A 15,898-nucleotide genomic window follows, 5' to 3' on the forward strand; every position below is an offset into this window, starting at 1 on the left:
ATTTTAAAAAACGATAAGCATAGGACTAACCGTTTGTTAGGCTAACACACATATGGGCAATAGATAGCGGATTTTCGATCATCTTTGAAAGGTGAGTTTTACTGCTATTCCAGGCTTGAGCAGGTCTGGGACAACAGTTTCAATGCTGATGTTCAGGGGTTATTCAGCCAGGGAGGCCCTAAAAGTTAGCTTTCTTGTTAGTATTCCTGCTGTTTTAGGAGTAGAAGTCCTGCTTGGATTACTGAAAACCAAAACAATCAATGTTTTAATCATTCCTGGAATAATTGCTTCGTTCATTTTTGGTTTGATTACGATAAAATCCCTTGTAAAACTTGCAGAGACGATAAATTTTGGCTATTTCTGCTCTGGATTCAGTCTTATCATTATACTGTATGTTATAGCATCTTCTTCGTACAACATATTTGGCTAGAATATTTTTATCGCATTTCTCTCATCCCGCATCAATCCGGTGACTTGAAAATCTATATAGAGTATATATATTATTAAGATCATCTTTATTTTTCCAATATAATAATTGTACTGCATGGAAGAAATAAATCAAGATAATCGGCAGGGTATAGCAGACATCCATACTCATACCAGGTGTTCAGGCTTCGGAAAATACTCCTTTCTACATTTCCCCGAATCGGTTACAGATCCCGTAAAAGCAATCGAAGCTGCCCAAAGGAAAAAACTTGATATCCTGTGCATAACAGACCATAACACGATACAGGGTGCTATTAAAGCTAAAAAACACGCAGAGGATATCGATGTTGTAATCGGTGAAGAAATATCAAGCACAGACGGTGAAATCCTGGCATTGTTCATCCAGGAAAAGATCAAACCCCTGCTTGGCGCACCTGAGACTATAGACCTAATACACGACCAGGGAGGTGTTGCCATAGCAGCTCATCCTTTCAGCCCGCAATGTTCCTCCCTTGGAAAGAAGATATGTCATCTAAAACTGGATGGCGTGGAAGTATTCAATGCATACCATCGTGATGCCTACTCAAATTTAATGGCGCAGACTTTCGCTCCCGGAAACCTGGCACGGCTGGGAAGCAGCGATGCCCACTCAATGGATATGATAGGCAACGGGTACACAATTTTTGAAGGGAGGACTTCCGAGGAACTTCGCAAATCCATAATTAAAAGAAAAACAACCTTTGGCGGAAACAAAACTTCCCTGTCGGAATGTATGTCATGGAGCAGGGAAATAGCAGTGGAAAGCATCGGGATGATATATAATTCCCTGAAAGGCGAAAAAAGCCAGGACATATTGTACATGGCAATAGATAAGACTACAAAAAAGACAAAAGCTCTTGGATTAATAGGTGCGGGACTGTATATCGGGTTACAGCTATCTTATTTTTTCGGAGTATCCGGGGAAATCATCCTGAATGTCAAAGGTAAAAGAAAATGGATTGAGAATACAGGTTAATGGCTGAAATATGCCAGATTATTAAAGGGGTCTTTCTACTGATTTTATTTAGTATCTATAGATTATTGTGATAAATTATATAACTCCGTGAATGAAATCTTAATCTGTGATAGATATGAATGAAAATGAGAACATTATAAATAATCCTTTATTTTGCGGTAAGCAGCCTGGTCAAAAAATCTTGCTGAAAATAGATTGGGATGCTCTGGATAGTGCCTGGGCGGACCTGTACAGAGAAGACTATGGATATCTTTTTTCCAGCACTTTCTTCAGCAATAATCGTATCAACATACAAGCCGCACATATTGAGACCGGTATGGTGGATTTGGCATAAAGCCACTATTTATACTGATTTTATTTAGTATCTATAGATTATTGTGATAAATTATATAAATTTGCGGGTAGAATCTTAATCTGTGATAGAAATGAAAGAAAATGAAAAAATTATGAACAAATCCCTCTCATACGGTAAACTTAACAATCCAACCGAAGAGGGATTTATGGAATTAAATCAGGAAGATAAGGAGATATACTTGTTCATGCGTGGAGGATTTGCAGCCAAGTAGGCTGAGATGAAATTATGAATCCACTCGATATCCTGTTATTTATCTGCGAAAAAAGAGAAGAATTTGTAGAACAGGGGTTAAATGCGCATGATGCCTTAAGAGAAGCAAAGCATGTGGCAGCTGAAGAATTTCACATATGCTCTGCATCTATGACAAAATTAATTCCATGAAACAGTAATGATGTTAATTAACCTGAAATCTATTAAAATGGGATATATTAAAATATAAACATATTAAACTGGAAATGAGCTTGAATAAGATTGAATCTTTTCTGATAATAATTCTTCTTATACTTGCCCTCTGGATGGTGGTTAAATGATAGATCACAGAAAAATTTTTAAAAAAGTTACCGACTCTATCGTTACCATCATCCTGTATATACTGCTGCTGGCACTTATAGCAGGGATGTTGCGGATTTTACTTGATATAGGCTCTGTTGCGATAGACTCGCTTGATGGCGGTTTTAATAAAATTGTTACTAACGTTCTAACGCTCTTTATTGTAATCGAGTTCTTCAAGACCTTTGCAGACTACTCCAGATTCGAAAGAATAAAGCTCACCGACATAACAGACGTCACGATTTTAATAACCATGCGTGAGGCCACGGTTGGGTTTTATTCCAAAACATTTGGATTTGAAACGATTTTCGCACTCTCGGCATTGCTGCTGGTGCTCGGAGTGATCAGGGTAATGGCCATCAGGTACTCACCGGAAAAGGCTTGAAAAGATTTGAAAGCATTGCGCTTCTTTGAAAGGAAATCTAATTTATACGATAATATATAGAATATATAGATTATTTAGATAAAATATATAATGTGTAAATTCTAATCTAAAGTTATGAAAGACTTAAAGAGGATTATTAAAAGTTATATACCTAAACGGATAAGTGATATTACTGGGTTTTAAAATATATACTACAACTCCTAAAAATAATTAAGATATATTTGTGAGATAACGATAAAAGAACTATATGAATACAAAAGTAGGTATGAATTCTCCCCGGATAAAAGAATTTGGTGGAGAAATCGATGCTCAGGAGGTGGAAATTATTGAGCTCGGTCTTGACAGGGTGGATTTTCTGGACGAACAAAGAAAGAAAGAATTATTGTCAAAAGCCAAATATCTTGCCTCATCTTTTGGCACTGAATTTACTATTCATGCCCCACACATTGATTCCAGGATCGAGGGAATAAAAATAGATTTTTCAGCCAGTAACGGAAAAAATTTCACTGTTATGGAAAAAGTCGTCAAGATAGCCGCAGAAATCGGAGCGGGATATGTAGTTGTTCATCCAGGCAGTCAGAATGGCGAAAGAAAGTGTCTTAACTCTAATATACTCAATTTAATTCGCCTGTGTGCTCTCGCCGAAGAATACGGCGTCATCCTGCTCTTAGAGAACCTTTTTGACAGGGAAGGAGGAAATAAAGTTGGTGTATTCCCGGGAGAAATTTTCCATATAATTGAAATGGTGGGCTCAGAAAGTTTAAAGATAAATCTGGATATCGGTCATGCGTTTATTGCCTCCAGAGCAAATGGGCTATTCCTGGAAGATTATTTTGAGTTAGGCAGCTACATACATCAAATGCATCTTCATGATAACTTCGGTATCCTGGAGTCAGAAGAAGCAATGTTTGGAGACCGCCACCTTCCTCTGGGACTTGGAAAAATAAATTTCAGGGAAGTATTTAAAAATATATTGAAGACAAATACAAGAAATTTGATCCTGGAACTTAAAAACTCATCGAAAGAAAATACCCTTGAAAGCCTTGTACAAATCAGAGAATTTTGCAATTTAAGGTATGGTTTAACGCCCCTGCATCCTATTGAATCTGCTATCGTATGCGTTCAATAAAGCTTAGGCAACTCCCGTTAATAAGTTGGCATCTATAAATCAAGACAAAATCAGTCGCATATTTACGATAGGAATAAGAAAAACATTAAGGAGTATCATACCCTGATCGGGATGTGCAGTTTCAGCATATTAACAGATAATGCGAACTGTTTGAGAACAGATTAAGAAAGCAGGATTTGTAAATGTTGGTCTCCATCATTTCTTGAACCATAATTTACTGATTTTATATAGTATCTATAGATTCTTGGGAGTAGCTATATATTATTTGATTCAGAATTCTTGCTGGTGAAAAAATAAAATGAATAGATTAAAGATGATACTAATTCTGATCCTGGCAGGCGTGCTGTTAGCGGGATGCGTAAGCAAGCAACCTGCCGAAGTACAGCCTACGGTACAACCTGCGCAGTCGACAGGCGTACCAACCGACCAGACCACAAAAGCCCCGGAAACCTTAAATGGCGCAGGTGCAACATTCCCCTATCCCCTGATATCAAAATGGAGTTCGGAATACAATAAGATAAAGCCGGATGTCCAGATCAATTACCAGAGCGTGGGAAGCGGTGCGGGTATAAAGCAAATAACCGAAAGAACGGTAGATTTCGGTGCAAGTGATGCGCCCCTGACAGAGCAGGAATTTTCAAATATTTCCGGAGTCCTCCAGATACCCGAGTCTATAGGTGCAGTCGTTGTAGCTTATAACCTGCCAGGCATACAGACCGGGGTTAAACTTAGCGGAGATGTGGTTGCTGATATATTCCTCGGGAAAATCACAAAATGGAATGATCCGAGGATAGTTTCCATTAACTCAGGTATCCAGCTCCCGGATAAAGATATTATTGTTGCACACAGGAGCGATGGAAGCGGAACGACCTTTGTCTTCACGGATTATCTTTCAGCCGTCAGTCCCGACTGGAAATCAAAGGCTGGAAAGGGTAAATCGGTTAACTGGCCTGTCGGTCTTGGCGGAAAAGGGAATGAAGGCGTTGCAGGTCTATTAAGCCAGAACCCTTATTCAATAGGTTATATCGAGCTGGCTTATGCCAAACTCCAGAAAATCTCATATGCTTATATCAGGAATAAAGCAGGAAAGTTCATCGAACCGACCCTTGAAACCACTGCAAACGCTGCGGCAGGCGCAGTGCAGACACTGCCAGCAGGCGATGCAAACTGGTCAACCGTGAGTATTGTAAATGCCCCGGGAGATAATTCATATCCTATAGGCAGCTTTACCTATTTCCTTGCCTATAAAGACCAGAAAGACCAGACAAAGGGTAAATTATTGGCTGAATTCCTCTGGTGGGCAGTACATGACGGCCAGAAATATTCCTCAGACCTTCTCTATGTACCGCTGCCGGACGAAGTCATAAGCATTAATGAAAAAACCATAAAACTTATGAACTACAACGGACAACAATTTATTTAGATGGATCGATCGAAATTGTCTTTTTTCCATATCAGCCGGAGTAAACTCTCCGGCGATTTTATTTTTGAAGCTGCTATCGGCTTCTTTGCCCTTAGCATAATGATTCTAGCATTTTTATTGTTCAGAGAGCTTTTTATCGGGTCAGCACTTTCAAGAGACATTTTTGGCATGGGTTTTTTGACAGGTTCCACATGGGACCCCGTCGCTGAGGTATTTGGCGCCCTGCCTTTTATCTTCGGGACTCTCGTATCATCATTTCTTGCCCTGGTCATTGCCGTCCCTTTTAGTCTTGGAATAGCGATATTTCTTTCAGAACTCGCCCCGGAAAAGCTGAGAACACCCTTATCTTTCATAATAGAGTTGCTGGCTGCTATTCCAAGCGTCATTATCGGCCTCTGGGGGATATTCATTCTCGCCCCTTTCATCCGCGACTATCTTGCACCGCCTCTTTCAACATACCTTGGTTTTCTTCCGCTCTTCCAGGGACCGATGTATGGATTATCCATGCTCACCGGCGGAGTGATACTTGCAATCATGATTATCCCAATAACATCATCGGTATCCAGGGAAGTCATTATGACAGTGCCCACACACCAGCGGGAAGCAGCCCTGGCTCTGGGCGCTACAGGCTGGGAGACCACACGAATTGCTGTTCTTCCTTATGCCAGATCAGGAATATTCGGGGCTGTAATCCTTGGGTTTGGCAGGGCGATAGGCGAAACAATGGCAGTGACTATGGTCATCGGGAACAGTCCCAGGATATCAGAGTCACTTTTCTCACCATCGTACACTATGGCCTCGGTTATTGCAAATGAGTTTGTGGAGGCTACCTCAAAGCTTTACATCTCATCTCTTATTGAGATCGGGTTTTTGCTACTGGTCATATCTTTCATAATCAATATTGCAGCCAGGATTCTGGTGTGGAAGCTGCTTAAAGTTGAGGGCGGTGGAGTGACGTGAAATGGAATAAAAGAAGAATAATAGACAGGGTTATGGCAATTCTTACAGCTGCCTGCGTGGCAATTGCCATAATCCCGTTGCTGAGCATCCTCTACACGGTAACCATCAACGGGATATCAGCTGTAAACCTGGATTTTCTTACACAGATCCCCAGGCCTGTTGGTGAACCTGGAGGCGGACTCGGGAATGCAATCCAGGGGACATTCATAGTCGTGGGGATTGCATGCTTAATCGGGCTTCCTGTGGGCATCCTCGCTGGTGTATATCTTTCAGAATATGGACAGAACAGGTTTGGCCGTATAGTAAGTTTTGTTGCTGATGTGCTTACTGGCACACCTTCAATAGTGGCAGGGATGTTCGGTTATACTTTCATTGTCCTTTATTCTGGAAGCTTTTCGGCTATTGCAGGCGGAGTGGCACTATCGGTTTTGATGATACCGATTGTTACAAGAACTACTGAGGAATCCCTCAGGCTTGTGCCCGGATCGATCAAAGAAGCTTCCCTGGCATTAGGAATACCAAAGTGGAAAACAACATTATACATCGTTATAAACACTGCAAGAAGCGGCATAATAACAGGCGTTTTACTTTCCATTGCAAGGATATCAGGTGAGACTGCACCACTTTTGTTTACATCTTTTGGCAATATGTTCTGGGCTAACGGATTAGATAAACCAATATCTACCATGCCAGTACAAATCTATACATACGCAATAACACCCTTCCCTGACTGGCATGCTAAAGCCTGGGGAGGCGCTCTTATTCTGATTATCCTGATTCTTATTTTAAACATTGGAGTGAGGTTTGTTACCAGGAAAAAATATGGAATGTAAAAAGGAGTATAAATGCAGAATAAAATCACAGTAGAAAATCTCAATGCATGGTTTGGAGCCAAACAGGTACTCCATAACATCGATATTGGTATTGAGAAAAACGGGATAACTGCTATCATCGGTCCGTCAGGATGCGGGAAATCCACATTCATCCGATGCATCAATAGAATGCATGAAGTCGTACCAAAAGCAAGAGTCCAGGGTAAAGTGATGGTTGATGACACGGATATCTATGGTAACGATATCGACCCTGTGGATATCAGGAGGCGCATCGGTATGGTATTCCAGAAACCCAATCCATTTCCGACAATGTCAATACGTGATAATGTTGTGGCCGGGTTGAAACTGGGTGGAGTAAAGGATAAAAAGAAGCTCGATCATATCGCCGGGGAGAGCTTAAAAAAGGCCGCTCTCTGGGATGAGGTCAAGAGTGACCTTAACAAATCCGGCGCAAGCTTATCTGGCGGCCAACAGCAGCGCCTGTGCATAGCAAGGGCATTAGCTGTTGAGCCGGATGTTATCCTTTTTGATGAACCCTGCTCAGCCCTTGACCCTATATCTACAAGCAAGATAGAAGACCTGATGATGGAACTTAAAGAAAAATATACCATAGTCATAGTAACGCATAATATGCAGCAGGCAGCAAGAGTCAGTGATCATACGGCTTTCTTCCTGTATGGAAAGCTGGTAGAGTTCGGAGAAACAAATCAGATATTTAAGAAGCCAAAGGAAAAGAGCACTGAAGATTACATAGTCGGGAGGTTTGGATAATATGGTCCGGGAAGCGTATCACAAAGACCTTCACAGGTTGAAGGGAGATATAGTTAACATGGGAAACCTTGTTGGAAGTGCAATAAGGGATGCAGTAATTTCTCTTAGAAATCGTGATGTGGAGATGGCCCAGAATGTCATTGACATGGATAATGAGATAGATGCCCTGGATCATGAAATTGAGGAGAACTGCATGCGTCTTCTTGCTCTCCAGCAACCTATGGCGCGGGATTTGCGGCTGATAATCGCAGTTTTAAAAATGTCTATTGATCTTGAAAGGATTGGCGATCTTTCTTTAGAAATAGCGGTTATTACGAAGATGAGTGCTGATGTGCCTCCCGTTAAGCCTCTCATCGATATACCAAGAATGTCAGATATCTGCCAGGAAATGATCAGGGATTGCATGAATGCCTTTGAAAATAAGGATGTGGAGCTTGCAAGAAAGACCGCCAGGAGAGATGATGAGATCGATGCGCTCTTTGACCAGGTAAGAAGGGAACTTATTACAATTATGATCGAGGAACCAAAAAAGATAACTGGCGCACAACACCTGACTTTTGTCGCAAGATATCTTGAGAGAATAGGGGATCACATAACGAACCTGTGCGAAAGCGTTGTTTTTATGGTGACAGGAGAAAGGGTGGAGTTAAATTAGCTCCTCTGAATAATTCTTTCTTTTATTCTTTTCCGATCATGACTTCTGTCGCTTTTACTATAGCCATTACTTTATCATTCTTTTTGATATCGAGGGATTCAACCGCTTCTGTTGTTATTACCGCAGTTATTGTTGCAGGTTCTATCTGGATCTTGACTTTTGACACAAGGTCCCCTTTCTCGATATCCAATACTTTACCTTTCATCTGATTTCTTGCAGATATTTTCAACCCGATCACCTCCCAGAATGTTTTATCATACACTGTTTGAGTAAGTATATTTTGATATGTACTATATTCGTCTATTAAGTCTATTGCTTTTTCGGTCAAAAATGTTCCCTGGTCTTTTCCGCCCCTTCTTTTGATTATTACGGGCTCTCCCACGCTTTCTTGAATTTCGTTTAGCAGAAGCCATGCATGCTTATAAGAGATATTTGTTTTTTTGCAGGCTTTGTTCAAAGAACCCTCTTCTTTAATGGCTTTAAGGAGAGAGACTTTTCCCTCACCCATGATTGGTTCATCTTTGTTGTTTACCAGCCATAATTTTGTTTTAACCTGTGTTCGTTCCATCGCAACCTTGAATTAAGAAAGGTTTATTAATATATAAACTCTCCATTTATAAACGCGTAAGACCTCGCATCTTTAGGGTAAGTGAATATCTGCTCTTTAGTATTTACCTCAATCAACTCTCCATTAAGCAGAATTCCCACCCTGTCGGCGATGCGCCTGACCTGGTGCATATTGTGGGATGCCATAATAATCGTCGTGCCAGGATCGTTTCTTATCTTTCTGATAATTTCCTCTATCTTCGCAACATTGGCCGGGTCAAGATTAGCCGTCGGCTCATCAAGAAGAAGGACATCAGGTTTAAAGACAATCGCCCTTGCAAAAGCCATTCTCTGGGCTTCCCCGCCTGAAAGGGTCAGAGCTTTTTGTTTCTCACAGCCTCTAAGTCCCACAAGATTTAGCGCATCAGCTACTTTTTCTTCAATTTTGTTTCTATCTGCGCCCCGAATGGCCAGTCCATAGGCTACATTATCGAAGACCGAAGAATTGAATATCGCAGGTTTCTGAAAAAGCATTGACATCCTGGACATGATATTGTTTTTCTTATTGATCAAATATTCATTCCCATTAAACACTATTCTTCCTGATGAGTGTGTATCCAAAAAATTTATGATCCGAAGCATTGTGGTCTTCCCAACCCCGCTTGGCCCCATGAAAGCAAAAATCTCCCCTCGATAAATTTCAAGGTTGATATTTTTCAATACTTCTTTATTCCCAAAGGATTTGCCAAGGTTCTCTATCCGGAACAATTCCTCCATTTTAATTTCTCCTCTGGAAATAGTTTGCCAGGATATTAAGGGAAAGTACAAGGGAGATAAGTATAATTCCGAGAGCTATCGATGTTGAGATATCGCCTTTACTGGTTTCGGATGTGATTGCGGTGGTGAGCGTTCTGGTTTCAGAGAGTCCTTCACCTATTCCCCCTACACTTCCCGTGCGTGCTATGTTGCCACCTACGATGAGAATGGCCCCAACTTCTGCCAGTCCCCTTCCAAGTCCTGCAAGTATCGCTGTGATGATGCCAAACCTTGCCTCTTTTAATGTCGCAATCACTGCATCTGTTTTGTTTCCACCGAGAGTATAGACCGTCTCGATTATCGATTGGGGAACAGATTTTATTGCAGCAAGAGAAATGCCGGATATTATTGGTGTAATAAGAATATACTGGACAAGGATCATTGCTTCCTGCGTGTAAATAATATCCAGGAACCCAAAGGGACCAACAGGCACAACCATCAGGAAAACAAGGAGGCCAACAAAAACAGGGGGAAGCCCCATACCAGTATTAATCAGTGTGATGATGACCTGCTTACCCCTAAAGTGCATGAAAGATATGGCAAACGCCAATGGTATTGCAGTAAAGGTAGCAAGTATAGTGGCGGTGCCTGATACTTTGACAGAAACGCCTGTTATGCTCAGGATATATGGGTTCTGGCTGAATATCAGCTCAAACGCTTTAATAATTCCCTGTATCAAAAAGTCAGAGCTGCTCATGTCCGGCCTTTCTGTTGATTCATGTTTACTTCAATAGAAAAGATATGCATTCACCAGCTCACCTTTTTTAATATCCCTGTCTGTCATTACATACCCTTCAACGACGCAGGACCTCGGAGATGCCGAGATTATAGCAGTATTATATTCCTTATCAACCAACTTCATCTCTTTGCCGTATCCGATGGCTTTGTTATTTATTATCTTCATGAAAAGGATATATTCAAAACCTTTTTCCGGCAGCACAACATCCTCATTTATCGTAAGTTCATGCATTGCCCTTGGCATATCCGTGAAATATCTCTTCACGACTATTTCAAGAGCAGTGAAAGCCCCTGTTGGTTTGCCCGGAAGTGCAAATACAGGAGTGTTATTCACAATGCCGACAGCACAGGGTTTTCCTGGCCTGATAGCGACCCCGTGGAATACTATTTCTCCTGTCCGGGCAATGATATCTGCAACGAAATCGCGCTCACCCACTGAAATACCGCCTGTCGTAAATACTGCGTCGTATTTTTCACATGCTTGCAGCAGCATATTCTTTGTTCTGTCATAGTCGTCAGGGACAGCGCCTATAAATTCGGACTCGTGGCCTGATTCTTTCAAAAATCCCTGTATCAGCACTGCACTTGTATTTTTTATCATTCCGTTATAAATTTCTGTGCCCGTGGAAATTATACCGGCTTTGATTTTTTTATAAACAGGAACCTTTTCGATGCCAAGACTATATAATAGCGCAGCGCTCTGGGGCATTATCCGGTGATTTTTCTCAAATATCCTGTCTCCGGCACTGTAATCCGAGCCTTTTCGGAACACGTTTTCCCATGTATTTAGCTTTTTTCCGTATAGAAGGTCCCTTTTAACCTCCGCATCCTCGATTTTCAGCACTGCATCAGCGCCTTCCGGGAGTATTGCGCCTGTTGCGATTGCCATAGCCTCGCCGCTCTTTATCTTTACAATGCTGTCGCCAGCGTATACTTTCCCGGATATTTTGAGCGGGTAAGGTTCAGAGCTTCTGACTGCAAACCCGTCCATCGCAGAAATATCGAACGCAGGGGACATGGATTCCGCAATAATATCTTCACCGAGCTCCCTTCCCACAGAATCGGGAAGGGCAACCTTTTCTGATTCGCGCCTGAAGTAATATGTGCTCTTTAGCTGCTTTATTCTTTCAAGCGCTTCTGTGAGTGTTATTATTGTTTTCACATTATTATGTTAGCTTAAACATAACATAATTGATATAAACTTATCGAAAGTCGGTAACAACATAAATTAGTTTTTGTAATAGATAAAAATCTGGCGCGCATCGACCGGCGCTGGGTTAGAGCGCTGAGATTTCAGGGTGGGGATTCCATAATTGGCAGCACCTTTATTTTCCTTCAGAAGGGTGCTGTAAAAATATGTCTTAAATGAAGAGCATGGATTTTAGAAGAAGGAACACGGATTGCACGGATCATACGGATTTTCACGGATAATCAAATCCGTGGGTATCCGCGTCATCCTCACAATCTGTGTTCGTATATACAACATCGCTGCAAAAATAGTTCTGGCTGTCAGGCGCCGCCGATGCGCATGGGGGCATGGGGATGGACGATGAGGGTGCTGGTTTGCGTTGTTTGTGGTTTTATATATTCTTTTCACCGCAAAGGGCGCAAAGATTTTGAGGGACGCGCCAGTCTCATTTTAGGCGGCGCATGAGCAGGATAAGGGGGTCTTCTGGGTTGTTGATATACAAATAATGGCAAAATTTGGCTCATGACTATTTATGCAAAAGTTCATTAAATTCTTCCACTGTAAGTCCTGCTTGCTTAATTATAGTTCTTAAAGTTCCGCGTGCAATCTCATTATGGTTTGGAATTGTTAGAGCCTGTTTTTCAGGGTTTCTTAAAGGATATGACTTCTGTTTGACCTCGAACATAATATCCGATTTTAGTCAGTGCTTTTATTACTTCTTGTCCAGAGACAATGGGCAATTTGCTCATATGGCAACAGAAACCATTGTTTCTTTAATTCCGGCATGGGGAGTTATCGGAATACCATCTTCCGCCAACATCGATATATGCAACTCGATAGCATCCTTAATGTTTTCCTGGGCTTCTTTTTCTGTTTTGCCCTGGGATATACAGCCGGGTAAAGATGGCACTGTAGCCACATACCAGCCGTCTTCGTCTTTTTCCAGTAATACTTTAAATTTCATCAAAATGCCTCAATTGATGTATATCAATAATATTTATTGAATAGATAAAGTATTTATGGTACCAATATACGGTAACAATTTCATCGTTTTTCCATGGCACGAAGCTGGCGGCATGGCGGGGCAGCCGGATGCGCGCGCATTGACCGGCGCTGGGTTCGTGGGCTGAGGGTGAGATTCCATAATTAGCGGCAGCGCAAAGGGTGTGAAGAATTATAGTGAAAGCTTATGAATTTCCGGGTAATAAAGAATATTATGCAAGTCCAGAAATTGATGAGCCGGATGAAAAAATTAGAAAAAGAGATGCAAGAGTTAAGAAGCAGTATCTATTCTAATGTTAAAGTTTCTAGAATAAAATCAAAAACGAGGATGCATAAAGCTGCACTGGATTTTCTAATTCTAAAGAATATCCCGGATAAACTTGAATTGGATTCTGTTGAAATGATCAGAAATGAGAGAAAGCATGCCAGAGGCTATTAATAATAGAGTAAACCTGGATTCAAATGTTTTTATCTTTGTTCTCAAAGAGAATGAAAAGTATAGCAAAGAATTTTGATAGCCTATTTTTTGATTTCATGTTAAGTTTTATATGTATATTCTGCGTTAGGTTTAATATGCAAGCTGATGTCATTAAAGAAGGACTTGTTATTCCTTATAGGACTCTTCATGATGCAAGAATATCCGGAACCCTTGAAGTCAAGATCGGAGAGAAAGAACTCATAATCAAGGAAAAAAATATCACACGAAGAATGAAGGGCTATTGTGGGAAATTGAGAATCTCTCAAAAGGAAATGAAGGAGATTTATTCGGATAGCATTTTAGAAAAATATGAGAAATGAGCTGTCAAACTTTAGAGATAAGCCAATATTTGTTGATGCAAATATATTTGTCTATCATGCGGCAGAATCAAAATATAGCGAATCGGTAACCGCTTTTTTGGAAAAAGTTGAGTTTAAAGAAGTAGAGGCTTATACTTCCCCGTCAGTTATTGATGAGGCAGCTTATGTCCTTATTATAAATAAAGGACTTGATTTACTTGAATCCAGAAGTTCTCGAAAAGTGAGAGAAAAGATTGAAAATGATCGGGATTTCGCCCTGAAGTGCTATTCTGTCCTTGAAGATTTTTTGGGTTATGTTAAATCATTGGACGGCCTGAAACTTCTAGAGGTCACAGGCGAGGATGCTTTCAGGATATATGAGTTTGGAACATCATATCTTCTTCATCCAAAAGATGCGCTGCATCTGTCTGTTATGAAACGATACAGGATATTTGACATTGCTACTAACGATAGCGATTTCGAGAGAGTTAAATGGATCAAAGTCTGGAAACCATGAGTAGTTCGCATATATTTGCAGGCTGCGGGGCAGCCAGATGCGCGCGCATTGACCGGCGCTGGGTTCGTGCGCTGAGGGTGGGATTCCGTAATTGGAAAGGTGGCACAGCCATGCAAAAATAGTTCTGGCTGTCAGGCGCCGCCGGAACGATGCACATTGGGGGGGCACGGGGATGTGCGATGAGGGCGCTGGTTTGCGTTGCTTGTGGTTTTATCGGTGTTTGATAACTCAAAGTAAATATCTTATATCTATTTGATCAGTACATCCACCACTTTCATAAATTCTCTACAAACTGCGATTCCAACATGCAAATCCATCCCTATTTCCGCAAAATCAAGCGAATACTGAGTCTCATGCCTGGCATCGCGAAGGGTATCGAGGTAATCGAGGAAATCCCTGTTTAGCAACTTTGTATTAACATATTTTTCTTCAACGTAGCGGGCAATGCAAAAATGGCTTCTTTCTTTTATCCCGTCTTTAAAAAGCAGTGCCCTTGCAACGTGAAAGAAGGCATTATAAAGAGCAATCGTACCCATTCGTTGTTTGCCAATTTTAACTAAATCTTCGGCATCAGTCAGGAAAAGCCCAGCCTGTATAAGGCTTTTTTTCGCCAGTCCTGTGCTGGGACTTACACCTGTGAGCAATTTTCGCTCAAAACAATCAGATAGCTCAGTCAAATATATCTTCTCCTGCAGATGTCAGTTTCAATCTGAAATAAAATTCAGGGTCGTTTTCTTTTAAGTCTTTTATTTTTTTATCGGTCAGGAGCAGTAATTTTACCTCTTTCCTGAAATCTGTTTCTATTTTGCGCGTTATGTTTTTTAGCTTTATGGCATCTGAATGATTTTTTGTATAAATCCACATATCGATATCGCTTTGCAGCGTATCTTTTCCTGCGGCAAAACTGCCGTATATGCCGACAATCCCGTGCTTATTCAGTTCTTTGAAAGAAATGTGGTTGAGCATATCATTAATATTGATAAGCTGTCTGATTTTACTGAGAAGCAAGTTATTTAAATCCAGGGACAGGATTTTTTTATTTTTGACCTTCTTTTCTTTGATAAAACCTAATTTTTTGAATATTTTAATTGCCTGATGAACCTGCGCTGGGGATGCGCCTGTATTTTCTGAAATTTCTCTTATATATGTTTCATTTTTACTTGATAGGTCTTTCAGGATTACCAGATTCTTTTTTGTAAACAATCTTTGTAAATCGTTCATCATTACTAAACATATTGTTTATTTATAATAAACATTTTGTTCCTTTTTTGTGAACAATTATATGTAACCATCTGATAGCGCCTAGGGAGCGCAGCCTGAGGGGACGTGTCAGGGAAACTTGTTTAGGTATATTCGACCCGCGCCGGGCATTCGGGTGTGGAGGGCGGAGAAATTAGGATGCGGATTGAAATGCGTGGTGAAGAAATTTAACTTGCCTTAAAATATTACCAGAATTCTAAGGTCGCCATATATTTTCTTAAAAAGCTCGGTTGCCAGTTTCTCAGCAATCCTTTTGCCCTCATCTGTCAAACAATAATTCTGTGAGCGATAATACCTTAAAAGCCCTTTACTGTGCAGGCTTTTAATAGTCTCGTGCAGGTTGCCATGATATTTTGAAGGTAACTTTTTACGTATGGTTGCTTCATTGATATTTTTATTCTGTGATACATGCAGCTTGCCGAGCAGCTCAAGGACTTTATGCTCATCCTGTGTTAGATCAAAATCAATGTCGCTCATTGGAGGCTCAAAATATTAAGAGACTTTATAAATCCAGCGCAAAAGGGTTAAATAGGATAAAAACTAAACTTGAAG

General features: G+C 40.8%; 21 protein-coding genes and 1 pseudogene. 13 read left to right on the forward strand and 9 right to left on the reverse strand.

All coding sequences use genetic code 11. The features are described from left to right. Nucleotides 1–91 precede the first annotated feature (91 nt). The 10 genes from FIB07_12520 (at nt 92) to phoU (ending at nt 8,501) form a co-directional block, all read left to right on the forward strand. Entirely contained in the window at nt 92–430 is a 339-nt protein-coding gene (locus FIB07_12520) for an undecaprenyl-diphosphate phosphatase (protein ID NJD53679.1), read from the forward strand. 114 nt (nt 431–544) lie between these two features. Further along, complete coding sequence (locus tag FIB07_12525; GenBank protein NJD53680.1) at nt 545–1,441, forward strand: PHP domain-containing protein; 897 nt, start codon at nt 545–547, stop codon at nt 1,439–1,441. A 115-nt stretch (nt 1,442–1,556) separates the two neighbouring features. Next, nucleotides 1,557–1,775 (forward strand): hypothetical protein, encoded by a 219-nt coding sequence (locus FIB07_12530; GenBank protein NJD53681.1) that lies wholly within the window; start codon nt 1,557–1,559, stop codon nt 1,773–1,775. A gap of 550 nt (nt 1,776–2,325) precedes the next feature. Beyond that, entirely contained in the window at nt 2,326–2,730 is a 405-nt protein-coding gene (locus FIB07_12535; GenBank protein ID NJD53682.1) for a hypothetical protein, read from the forward strand. Between the two features lie 247 nt (nt 2,731–2,977). Further along, nucleotides 2,978–3,859 (forward strand): sugar phosphate isomerase/epimerase, encoded by an 882-nt coding sequence (locus FIB07_12540; protein ID NJD53683.1) that lies wholly within the window; start codon nt 2,978–2,980, stop codon nt 3,857–3,859. 298 nt (nt 3,860–4,157) lie between these two features. Continuing rightward, complete coding sequence (gene pstS, locus FIB07_12545) at nt 4,158–5,282, forward strand: phosphate ABC transporter substrate-binding protein PstS (protein NJD53684.1); 1,125 nt, start codon at nt 4,158–4,160, stop codon at nt 5,280–5,282. Further along, the gene (gene pstC, locus FIB07_12550) at nt 5,283–6,242 is read left to right on the forward strand and encodes a phosphate ABC transporter permease subunit PstC (protein NJD53685.1); all 960 of its coding nucleotides are present in this window, start codon (nt 5,283–5,285) and stop codon (nt 6,240–6,242) included. Nucleotides 6,243–6,274: 32 nt separating this feature from the next. Further along, on the forward strand, nt 6,275–7,075 hold the full coding sequence (gene pstA / locus FIB07_12555; protein ID NJD53686.1) for a phosphate ABC transporter permease PstA: 801 nt from the start codon (nt 6,275–6,277) through the stop codon (nt 7,073–7,075). A gap of 12 nt (nt 7,076–7,087) precedes the next feature. Next, nucleotides 7,088–7,846, forward strand: coding sequence for a phosphate ABC transporter ATP-binding protein (gene pstB / locus FIB07_12560; protein NJD53687.1), 759 nt, complete (start codon nt 7,088–7,090; stop codon nt 7,844–7,846). 1 nt (nt 7,847) lies between these two features. After that, complete coding sequence (gene phoU / locus FIB07_12565) at nt 7,848–8,501, forward strand: phosphate signaling complex protein PhoU (GenBank protein NJD53688.1); 654 nt, start codon at nt 7,848–7,850, stop codon at nt 8,499–8,501. A 22-nt stretch (nt 8,502–8,523) separates the two neighbouring features. On the opposite strand, the gene FIB07_12570 is transcribed toward phoU, so the two are convergent. The 6 genes and pseudogenes from FIB07_12570 to FIB07_12595 all read right to left on the reverse strand — a co-directional run bounded on the left by FIB07_12570 (nt 8,524) and on the right by FIB07_12595 (nt 12,754). Beyond that, complete coding sequence (locus FIB07_12570; protein NJD53689.1) at nt 8,524–9,069, reverse strand: LysR family transcriptional regulator; 546 nt, start codon at nt 9,067–9,069, stop codon at nt 8,524–8,526. Nucleotides 9,070–9,095: 26 nt separating this feature from the next. Beyond that, on the reverse strand, nt 9,096–9,824 hold the full coding sequence (locus FIB07_12575) for a phosphate ABC transporter ATP-binding protein (GenBank protein ID NJD53690.1): 729 nt from the start codon (nt 9,822–9,824) through the stop codon (nt 9,096–9,098). 1 nt (nt 9,825) lies between these two features. Further along, complete coding sequence (locus FIB07_12580; GenBank protein NJD53691.1) at nt 9,826–10,560, reverse strand: ABC transporter permease subunit; 735 nt, start codon at nt 10,558–10,560, stop codon at nt 9,826–9,828. Between the two features lie 30 nt (nt 10,561–10,590). Further along, entirely contained in the window at nt 10,591–11,763 is a 1,173-nt protein-coding gene (locus FIB07_12585; GenBank protein ID NJD53692.1) for a molybdopterin molybdotransferase MoeA, read from the reverse strand. A 553-nt stretch (nt 11,764–12,316) separates the two neighbouring features. Next, nucleotides 12,317–12,539: pseudogene (locus tag FIB07_12590) on the reverse strand (addiction module toxin, HicA family). Then, complete coding sequence (locus FIB07_12595; GenBank protein NJD53693.1) at nt 12,536–12,754, reverse strand: type II toxin-antitoxin system HicB family antitoxin; 219 nt, start codon at nt 12,752–12,754, stop codon at nt 12,536–12,538. Before FIB07_12595 ends, FIB07_12590 begins: the two are co-directional and overlap by 4 nt. 279 nt (nt 12,755–13,033) lie before the next feature. Here FIB07_12595 and FIB07_12600 point away from each other — a divergent pair, with 279 nt between their 5' ends. The 3 genes from FIB07_12600 to FIB07_12610 all read left to right on the forward strand — a co-directional run bounded on the left by FIB07_12600 (nt 13,034) and on the right by FIB07_12610 (nt 14,086). After that, complete coding sequence (locus FIB07_12600; GenBank protein ID NJD53694.1) at nt 13,034–13,231, forward strand: hypothetical protein; 198 nt, start codon at nt 13,034–13,036, stop codon at nt 13,229–13,231. Nucleotides 13,232–13,365: 134 nt separating this feature from the next. Then, complete coding sequence (locus FIB07_12605) at nt 13,366–13,590, forward strand: hypothetical protein (GenBank protein ID NJD53695.1); 225 nt, start codon at nt 13,366–13,368, stop codon at nt 13,588–13,590. Continuing rightward, on the forward strand, nt 13,580–14,086 hold the full coding sequence (locus tag FIB07_12610) for a PIN domain-containing protein (GenBank protein NJD53696.1): 507 nt from the start codon (nt 13,580–13,582) through the stop codon (nt 14,084–14,086). Before FIB07_12605 ends, FIB07_12610 begins: the two co-directional genes overlap by 11 nt. Nucleotides 14,087–14,334: 248 nt before the next feature. Here FIB07_12610 and FIB07_12615 read toward each other — a convergent pair whose 3' ends face one another. The 3 genes from FIB07_12615 to FIB07_12625 all read right to left on the reverse strand — a co-directional run bounded on the left by FIB07_12615 (nt 14,335) and on the right by FIB07_12625 (nt 15,823). Further along, complete coding sequence (locus tag FIB07_12615) at nt 14,335–14,781, reverse strand: HEPN domain-containing protein (GenBank protein NJD53697.1); 447 nt, start codon at nt 14,779–14,781, stop codon at nt 14,335–14,337. After that, nucleotides 14,756–15,310 carry a hypothetical protein gene (locus FIB07_12620; protein NJD53698.1) on the reverse strand — a complete coding sequence of 185 codons (555 nt, stop codon included), beginning with the start codon at nt 15,308–15,310 and terminating at the stop codon, nt 14,756–14,758. Before FIB07_12620 ends, FIB07_12615 begins: the two co-directional genes overlap by 26 nt. A 213-nt stretch (nt 15,311–15,523) precedes the next feature. Next, nucleotides 15,524–15,823, reverse strand: a complete 300-nt coding sequence (locus tag FIB07_12625) for a hypothetical protein (GenBank protein ID NJD53699.1) — start codon at nt 15,821–15,823, stop codon at nt 15,524–15,526. Nucleotides 15,824–15,898 lie beyond the last annotated feature (75 nt).

This window comes from Candidatus Methanoperedens sp., from assembly GCA_012026795.1.
Taxonomy (GTDB): Archaea; Halobacteriota; Methanosarcinia; order Methanosarcinales; family Methanoperedenaceae; genus Methanoperedens.

Excerpts from the sequence above, each read along its gene's own strand:
- FIB07_12525 (NJD53680.1), top strand. The coding sequence starts at position 545 with ATGGAAGAAATAAATCAAGATAATCGGCAGGGTATAGCAGACATCCAT.
- FIB07_12530 (NJD53681.1), top strand. The coding sequence starts at position 1,557 with ATGAATGAAAATGAGAACATTATAAATAATCCTTTATTTTGCGGTAAG.
- FIB07_12540 (NJD53683.1), top strand. The coding sequence starts at position 2,978 with ATGAATACAAAAGTAGGTATGAATTCTCCCCGGATAAAAGAATTTGGT.
- pstS (NJD53684.1), top strand. The coding sequence starts at position 4,158 with ATGAATAGATTAAAGATGATACTAATTCTGATCCTGGCAGGCGTGCTG.
- pstC (NJD53685.1), top strand. The coding sequence starts at position 5,283 with ATGGATCGATCGAAATTGTCTTTTTTCCATATCAGCCGGAGTAAACTC.
- pstA (NJD53686.1), top strand. The coding sequence starts at position 6,275 with ATGGCAATTCTTACAGCTGCCTGCGTGGCAATTGCCATAATCCCGTTG.
- pstB (NJD53687.1), top strand. The coding sequence starts at position 7,088 with ATGCAGAATAAAATCACAGTAGAAAATCTCAATGCATGGTTTGGAGCC.
- phoU (NJD53688.1), top strand. The coding sequence starts at position 7,848 with ATGGTCCGGGAAGCGTATCACAAAGACCTTCACAGGTTGAAGGGAGAT.
- FIB07_12570 (NJD53689.1), bottom strand. The coding sequence starts at position 9,069 with ATGGAACGAACACAGGTTAAAACAAAATTATGGCTGGTAAACAACAAA.
- FIB07_12575 (NJD53690.1), bottom strand. The coding sequence starts at position 9,824 with ATGGAGGAATTGTTCCGGATAGAGAACCTTGGCAAATCCTTTGGGAAT.
- FIB07_12580 (NJD53691.1), bottom strand. The coding sequence starts at position 10,560 with ATGAGCAGCTCTGACTTTTTGATACAGGGAATTATTAAAGCGTTTGAG.
- FIB07_12595 (NJD53693.1), bottom strand. The coding sequence starts at position 12,754 with ATGAAATTTAAAGTATTACTGGAAAAAGACGAAGACGGCTGGTATGTG.
- FIB07_12600 (NJD53694.1), top strand. The coding sequence starts at position 13,034 with ATGAAAAAATTAGAAAAAGAGATGCAAGAGTTAAGAAGCAGTATCTAT.
- FIB07_12605 (NJD53695.1), top strand. The coding sequence starts at position 13,366 with ATGCAAGCTGATGTCATTAAAGAAGGACTTGTTATTCCTTATAGGACT.
- FIB07_12610 (NJD53696.1), top strand. The coding sequence starts at position 13,580 with ATGAGAAATGAGCTGTCAAACTTTAGAGATAAGCCAATATTTGTTGAT.
- FIB07_12620 (NJD53698.1), bottom strand. The coding sequence starts at position 15,310 with ATGATGAACGATTTACAAAGATTGTTTACAAAAAAGAATCTGGTAATC.
- FIB07_12625 (NJD53699.1), bottom strand. The coding sequence starts at position 15,823 with ATGAGCGACATTGATTTTGATCTAACACAGGATGAGCATAAAGTCCTT.